Annotated in this window: 4 protein-coding genes; all 4 read left to right on the plus strand. The window is 63.8% G+C overall.

Annotation, left to right across the window (positions count from 1 at the left end):
* On the plus strand, positions 1-2,484 hold a 2,484-nt coding region (locus APH30_RS25440), incomplete at its 5' end, for a DNA gyrase subunit A (RefSeq protein WP_054914095.1).
* A gap of 264 nt (positions 2,485-2,748) precedes the next feature.
* Entirely contained in the window at positions 2,749-3,834 is a 1,086-nt protein-coding gene (gene serC, locus APH30_RS25445; RefSeq protein ID WP_054881874.1) for a 3-phosphoserine/phosphohydroxythreonine transaminase, read from the plus strand.
* Positions 3,834-4,928, plus strand: coding sequence for a prephenate dehydratase (gene pheA, locus APH30_RS25450; protein WP_054914096.1), 1,095 nt, complete (start codon positions 3,834-3,836; stop codon positions 4,926-4,928). The genes serC and pheA overlap by 1 nt, the downstream gene beginning before the upstream one ends.
* A 202-nt stretch (positions 4,929-5,130) precedes the next feature.
* Positions 5,131-7,120, plus strand: a 1,990-nt coding sequence (locus tag APH30_RS25455; protein ID WP_054914097.1) for a bifunctional prephenate dehydrogenase/3-phosphoshikimate 1-carboxyvinyltransferase, incomplete at its 3' end; no start/stop codon positions are given.

Genomic DNA, 7,120 nt, shown 5'->3' on the forward strand with positions numbered 1-7,120 from the left:
CCCTTCTCGCTGCGCTACCTGCTGGTCGATGGCCAGGGCAACTTCGGTTCGGTGGACGGCGACAATGCCGCGGCCATGCGATACACCGAAGTGCGCATGACCAAGCTGGCCCACGAGCTGCTGTCCGACCTGCACAAGGAAACCGTCGACTGGGTGCCCAACTACGACGGCACCGAGCAGATCCCGGCGGTCATGCCCACGCGTATCCCCAACCTGCTGGTCAACGGTTCCAGCGGTATCGCCGTGGGTATGGCGACCAACATTCCGCCGCACAACCTTGGCGAAGTCATCGACGGTTGCCTGGCGCTGATCGACAACCCGGAAGTCACCGTCGATGAACTGATGCAGTTCATCCCCGGCCCGGACTTCCCGACAGCCGGCATCATCAACGGTCGCCAAGGCATCATCGAGGCCTACCGCACCGGCCGCGGCCGCATCTACATGCGTGCCCGCTCCGAGGTCGAAGACATCGACAAGGTCGGTGGCCGCCAGCAGATCGTGATCACCGAGCTGCCGTACCAGCTGAACAAGGCGCGGCTGATCGAGAAGATCGCCGAGCTGGTCAAAGAGAAAAAGATCGAAGGCATCACCGAGCTGCGCGACGAGTCCGACAAGGACGGCATGCGCATCGTCATCGAGCTGCGCCGCGGCGAAGTGCCGGAGGTGGTGCTCAACAACCTCTACCAGCAAACCCAGCTGCAGAGCGTATTCGGCATCAACGTGGTGGCCCTGGTGGACGGCCGCCCGCGGCTGCTCAACCTCAAGGACCTGCTCGAAGCGTTCGTCCGTCACCGCCGTGAAGTGGTGACCCGCCGGACTGTCTTCGAGCTGCGCAAGGCCCGCGAACGCGGCCACATCCTTGAAGGCCAGGCGGTTGCGCTGTCCAACATCGACCCGGTCATTGCCTTGATCAAGGCTTCGCCTACGCCTTCCGAGGCCAAGGAAGCCCTGATTTCCACGCCGTGGGAGTCCAGTGCCGTGCAGGTCATGGTCGAGCGCGCCGGTGCCGAGGCCTGCCGCCCTGAAGACCTGCCCGAGCAGTATGGCCTGCACGATGGCAAATACTTCCTGTCGCCGGAACAGGCCCAGGCCATTCTCGACCTGCGCCTGCACCGCCTGACCGGCCTGGAGCACGAGAAGCTGCTGGCCGAGTACCAGGAAATTCTCGAGCAGATCGGCGAGCTGATCCGCATCCTCAACAGCGCCGAGCGCCTGATGGAAGTGATCCGCGAAGAGCTGGAGGCCATCCGCGCCGAGTACGGCGATGCCCGCCGCACCGAAATCCTCAATGCCAGCCACGACCTCAACTACGGCGACATGATCCCGGAAGAAGAGCGCGTGGTCACCATTTCCCACGGTGGTTACGCCAAGACCCAGCCGTTGTCCGCTTACCAGGCCCAGCGCCGTGGCGGCAAAGGCAAGTCGGCGACCGGCGTGAAGGACGAGGACTACATCGAGCACCTGCTGGTCGCCAACAGCCACGCCACGCTGCTGCTGTTCTCCAGCAAGGGCAAGGTGTACTGGAAAAAGACCTACGAAATTCCGGAAGCATCGCGTGCCGCCCGTGGTCGCCCGCTGGTGAACCTGCTGCCGCTGGAAGAGGGTGAGCGCATCACCGCCATGCTGCAGGTGGACCTCGAGGCCCTGCAGCAGAACGCCGACCTTGACGAAGAGCTGGAAGACGCCGACGACACCGTGCTCGAAGGTGAGCTGGTCGAGGCCGAGGAAGTTGACGAAGAAGACGGCGACACCCCTGAGTGGGTGGCAGAGCCGACCGGCGCGTACATCTTCATGGCCACCGCTTCGGGTACCGTCAAGAAGACCCCGCTGGTGCAGTTCGCCCGCCCGCGCTCCAATGGCCTGATTGCCTTGAAGCTCAAAGAAGGCGATACCCTGATTGCAGCGGCCATCACCGACGGCGCCAAGGAAGTGATGATGTTCTCCGACGCTGGCAAGGTCATTCGCTTTGCCGAGAGCGTGGTGCGTGAAATGGGCCGTAACGCCCGTGGCGTGCGGGGCATGAAGCTGGGCAAGGGGCAGCAGATCATTTCCATGCTGATTCCGGAGTCCGGCGCGCAGATCCTGACCGCTTCCGAGCGTGGCTTTGGCAAGCGTACCCCGCTGTCCAAGTTCCCGCGCCGCGGCCGTGGCGGCCAGGGCGTGATCGCCATGGGCACCAAGGGGCGCAATGGCTTGTTGATCGGCGCCATCCAGGTGCACGAAGGCGAGGAGATCATGCTGATCTCCGACCAGGGTACGCTGGTGCGCACCCGGGTTGGCGAAGTGTCCAGCCTGAGCCGCAACACGCAGGGTGTGACCTTGATCAAGCTGGCTGCCGACGAAACACTGGTTGGCCTGGAGCGGATCCAGGAACCGTCCGAGGACGAACTCGACGATATGGTCGAGGCGGGCGAGGAGGGTGTCGAGGCGGAAGTGCCAGACAATGACGAAGCTGCAGGCGCCGAAGAGGCCCCGCAGGAGTAAGCAGGTGTAAAACCCGAACGGGGCGACCAAGGTCGCCCCGTTTGACTGATAACTGCAGGCAATGCCTGGCCGGGTGCGAGCAAGCTTTTTGTAGGAGCGGCCTTGTGTCGCGAAAGGGCTGCAAAGCAGCCCCAGGATTTCAGCGGCGCTGCAAAAAGCTGGGGCCGCTTCGCGGCCCTATCGCGACACAAGGCCGCTCCCACAAAGAGGCGCGTGCGGCCTGCAAGAAATGAATTTGTACCATTTGGCAGAGCGAGAGTGGATGTGAGCAACCGAGCCTTTAACTTCTGCGCAGGCCCTGCCGCGCTTCCTACCGCTGTTCTGCAGCGCGCCCAGGCTGAAATGCTGGACTGGCATGGCAAGGGCTTGTCGGTGATGGAAATGAGCCATCGCAGCGACGATTACGTGGCCATCGCCGAAAAGGCCGAGCAGGACCTGCGTGACCTGCTGTCTATCCCCTCCAACTACAAGGTACTGTTCCTGCAGGGCGGTGCCAGCCAGCAGTTCGCTGAAATCCCGCTGAACCTGCTGCCGGAAAACGGCACTGCCGACTACATCGAGACCGGTATCTGGTCGAAAAAGGCCATCGAGGAAGCGCGCCGCTTCGGCAACGTCAACGTCGCCGCCAGCGCCAAGGCCTACGATTACCTGGCCATTCCGGGCCAGAATGACTGGAAACTGACCAGCAACGCTGCCTACGTGCACTATGCGTCCAACGAAACCATCGGTGGCCTGCAGTTCGACTGGGTGCCGCAGACCGGTGACGTTCCGCTGGTGGTCGACATGTCCTCCGACATCCTCTCGCGCCCGATCGACGTGTCGCAGTTCGGCCTGATTTACGCCGGCGCGCAGAAAAACATCGGCCCCAGCGGCCTGGTGGTGGTGATCGTGCGTGAAGACCTGCTGGGCCACGCCCGCAGCAGCTGCCCGACCATGCTCGACTACAAGGTGTCGGCCGACAACGGCTCGATGTACAACACCCCGGCCACTTACTCCTGGTACCTCTCGGGCCTGGTGTTCGAGTGGCTCAAGGAGCAGGGCGGTGTCGAGGCCATGGAGCAGCGCAACCGGGCCAAGAAAGACCGCCTGTACGGCTTCATCGACAGCAGCGATTTCTACACCAACCCGATCAGCGTCAATGCCCGCTCGTGGATGAACGTGCCGTTCCGCCTGGCCGATGAACGCCTGGACAAGGCCTTCCTCGCCGGTGCCGATGCCCGCGGCCTGCTCAACCTCAAGGGTCACCGCTCGGTGGGCGGGATGCGCGCCTCTATCTACAACGCCTTGGGCCTGGACGCCGTGGAAGCGCTGGTGGCCTACATGGCTGAATTCGAGAAGGAGCACGGCTGATGTCGGAACAGGAACTCAAAGCCCTGCGCGTTCGCATCGACAGCCTCGACGAGAAAATCCTCGAGCTGATCAGCGAGCGCGCCCGGTGTGCCGAAGAGGTTGCGCGGGTCAAGACCGCTTCGCTCAAAGAAGGCGAGAAGCCGGTGTTCTACCGCCCCGAGCGCGAAGCAGCAGTGCTCAAGCGGGTGATGGAGCGTAATAAAGGGCCGCTGGGCAACGAAGAAATGGCGCGGCTGTTCCGCGAAATCATGTCGTCGTGCCTGGCCCTGGAAGAGCCGCTGAAAATCGCCTACCTGGGCCCTGAAGGCACCTTCACCCAGGCGGCGGCCATGAAGCACTTCGGCCACGCGGTGGTCAGCCGCCCGATGGCGGCCATCGACGAAGTGTTCCGTGAAGTGGCAGCCGGTGCTGTGAACTTTGGCGTGGTGCCGGTGGAAAACTCCACCGAAGGCGCGGTCAGCCATACCCTGGACAGCTTCCTCGAACACGACATGGTGATTTGTGGCGAAGTCGAGCTGCGTATCCACCACCACCTGCTGGTGGGGGAGAGCACCAAGACCGACAGCATCACCCGCATCTATTCCCATGCCCAGTCCCTGGCCCAGTGCCGCAAGTGGCTGGACGCGCACTACCCGAACGTGGAGCGGGTGGCGGTATCGAGCAATGCCGAGGCCGCCAAGCGCGTGAAGGGCGAGTGGAACTCGGCGGCGATCGCCGGTGACATGGCTGCCAACCTGTATGGCTTGACCCGCCTGGCCGAGAAGATCGAAGACCGCCCGGACAACTCCACGCGCTTTTTGATGATCGGCCAGCAGGAAGTGCCGCCTACCGGCGACGACAAGACCTCGATCATTGTTTCGATGAGCAACAAGCCGGGCGCGCTGCATGAGCTGCTGGTGCCGTTCCACCAGAACGGCATCGACCTGACCCGCATCGAAACCCGCCCGTCGCGCAGCGGCAAGTGGACCTACGTGTTCTTCATCGACTTCGTTGGTCACCACCGCGACCCACTGATCAAGGCGGTGCTCGAACAGATCAGCCAGGAGGCTGTGGCGCTGAAGGTGCTGGGCTCGTATCCGAAGGCAGTGCTTTGATTCAGGGCCGCTGGGGGCGCTTTGCGCCCCATCGCAGGCAAGCCAGCTCCCACAGGTACAGCGCAAGCCTCCAGGTTTGCACTGCCCCTGTAGGCGCTGGCGTGCCTGCGATGGGTGTGGGAGCTGGCTTGCCGGCGATGGGCTGCAACGCAGCCCCAGCGGTCTCACAGGCTGTCCCGATTTCTGAACAGGGTTCACACCAGTGGTAAATGCAGCAAAAACCAAACCCGCGCCCATCATCAATCGCCTGGTCGTAGTTGGCCTCGGCCTGATCGGTGGTTCGTTCGCCAAGGGCCTGCGTGAAAGCGGCCTGTGCCGCGAAGTGGTCGGAGTCGACCTGGACGCCCCCTCGCGCAAGCAGGCCGTAGCCTTGGGCGTGGTCGACCGCTGCGAAGAAGACCTCGCCACCGCCTGCGTGGGCGCCGATGTCATCCAGCTGGCCGTGCCCATCCTGGCCATGGAGAAAGTTCTGGCGCGCCTGGCTCGGCTAGACCTGGGTAACGCCATCATCACCGACGTCGGCAGCGCCAAGGGCAATGTTGTTCGTGAGGCGCGTTCCGTTTTTGTGAACGAAAGCGGCCAGCGCCTGCCGCGCTTCGTGCCTGGCCACCCCATCGCCGGTTCCGAGCAGAGCGGGGTAGAGGCCTCCAACGCCACCCTGTTCCGCCGGCACAAGGTCATTCTCACGCCGCTGGCCGAAACCGACCCGGCCGCACTGGCCCTGGTCGACCGCCTGTGGCGCGCGCTGGAGGCCGATGTCGAGCACATGACGGTCGAGCGCCACGACGAAGTGCTGGCCGCCACCAGCCACTTGCCGCACCTGTTGGCCTTTGGCTTGGTCGATTCACTGGCCAAACGCAATGAAAACCTCGAGATCTTCCGGTACGCTGCCGGGGGGTTCCGCGATTTCACCAGGATCGCCGGCAGCGACCCGACCATGTGGCATGACATCTTCCTCGCCAACCGCGATGCTGTCCTGCGCACACTTGATACATATCGCAGTGATCTCGACGCCTTGCGCGACGCTATCGCTGAAGGGGACGGGCACCAGTTGCTGGGTGTATTCACCCGCGCACGCGTTGCCCGCGAGCATTTCAGTAAAATCCTGGCCCGTCGGGCCTATGTGGACGCTATGAACGCCAACGATCTGATTTTCCTGGCCCAACCGGGTGGCCGCCTGAACGGGCGGATTCGTGTACCGGGCGACAAGTCGATTTCTCACCGCTCGATCATGCTTGGCTCGCTGGCCGAGGGCACCACCGAGGTCGAAGGCTTCCTCGAAGGTGAAGACGCCCTGGCGACCCTGCAGGCATTCCGTGACATGGGTGTGGTCATCGAAGGCCCCAACCACGGCCGCGTGACCATTCATGGTGTTGGCCTGCACGGCCTGAAGCCGCCGCCCGGCCCGCTGTACGTAGGCAACTCGGGGACCTCGATGCGTTTGCTGTCCGGCTTGCTGGCCGGCCAGCCGTTCGACGTGACCATGACCGGTGATGCCTCGTTGTCCAAGCGCCCGATGAACCGTGTGGCCAACCCGCTGCGCGAAATGGGTGCCGTGGTCGAGACCGGCCCGGAAGGCCGCCCGCCGCTGACCATTCGCGGCGGCCACCGGCTCAAGGGGCTGACCTACACGCTGCCGATGGCCAGCGCGCAGGTCAAATCCTGCCTGCTGCTGGCCGGCCTGTACGCCGAAGGCAAGACCACCGTCACCGAGCCGGCACCGACCCGCGACCACACCGAGCGCATGCTGCGCGGTTTCGGCTACGCGGTAGAAAGCAATGGCCCGGTGGCCTCGTTGCAGTCTGGCGGCAAGCTGACCGCTACCCGCATCGAAGTGCCGGCCGACATCTCCTCGGCAGCCTTCTTCCTGGTGGCGGCGTCCATCGCCGAAGGCTCCGAACTGGTGCTGGAACACGTCGGCATCAACCCGACCCGTACCGGTGTCATCGACATCCTGCGCCTGATGGGTGGCGACATCACCCTGGAGAACCAGCGTGAAGTCGGCGGCGAGCCGGTGGCCGACCTGCGTGTGCGCGGGGCCAAGCTGAAGGGTATCGATATCCCTGAAGAACTGGTGCCGTTGGCTATCGACGAGTTCCCCGTGCTGTTCGTTGCCGCTGCCTGCGCCGAAGGCCGTACCGTGCTGCGCGGTGCCGAAGAGCTGCGGGTGAAGGAGTCCGACCGTATCCAGG

Source organism: Pseudomonas sp. NBRC 111127 (genome assembly GCF_001320345.1).
In the GTDB taxonomy this organism is placed as follows: Bacteria; Pseudomonadota; Gammaproteobacteria; order Pseudomonadales; family Pseudomonadaceae; genus Aquipseudomonas; species Aquipseudomonas juntendi.

Excerpts from the sequence above, each read along its gene's own strand:
- pheA (WP_054914096.1), top strand. The coding sequence starts at position 3,834 with ATGTCGGAACAGGAACTCAAAGCCCTGCGCGTTCGCATCGACAGCCTC.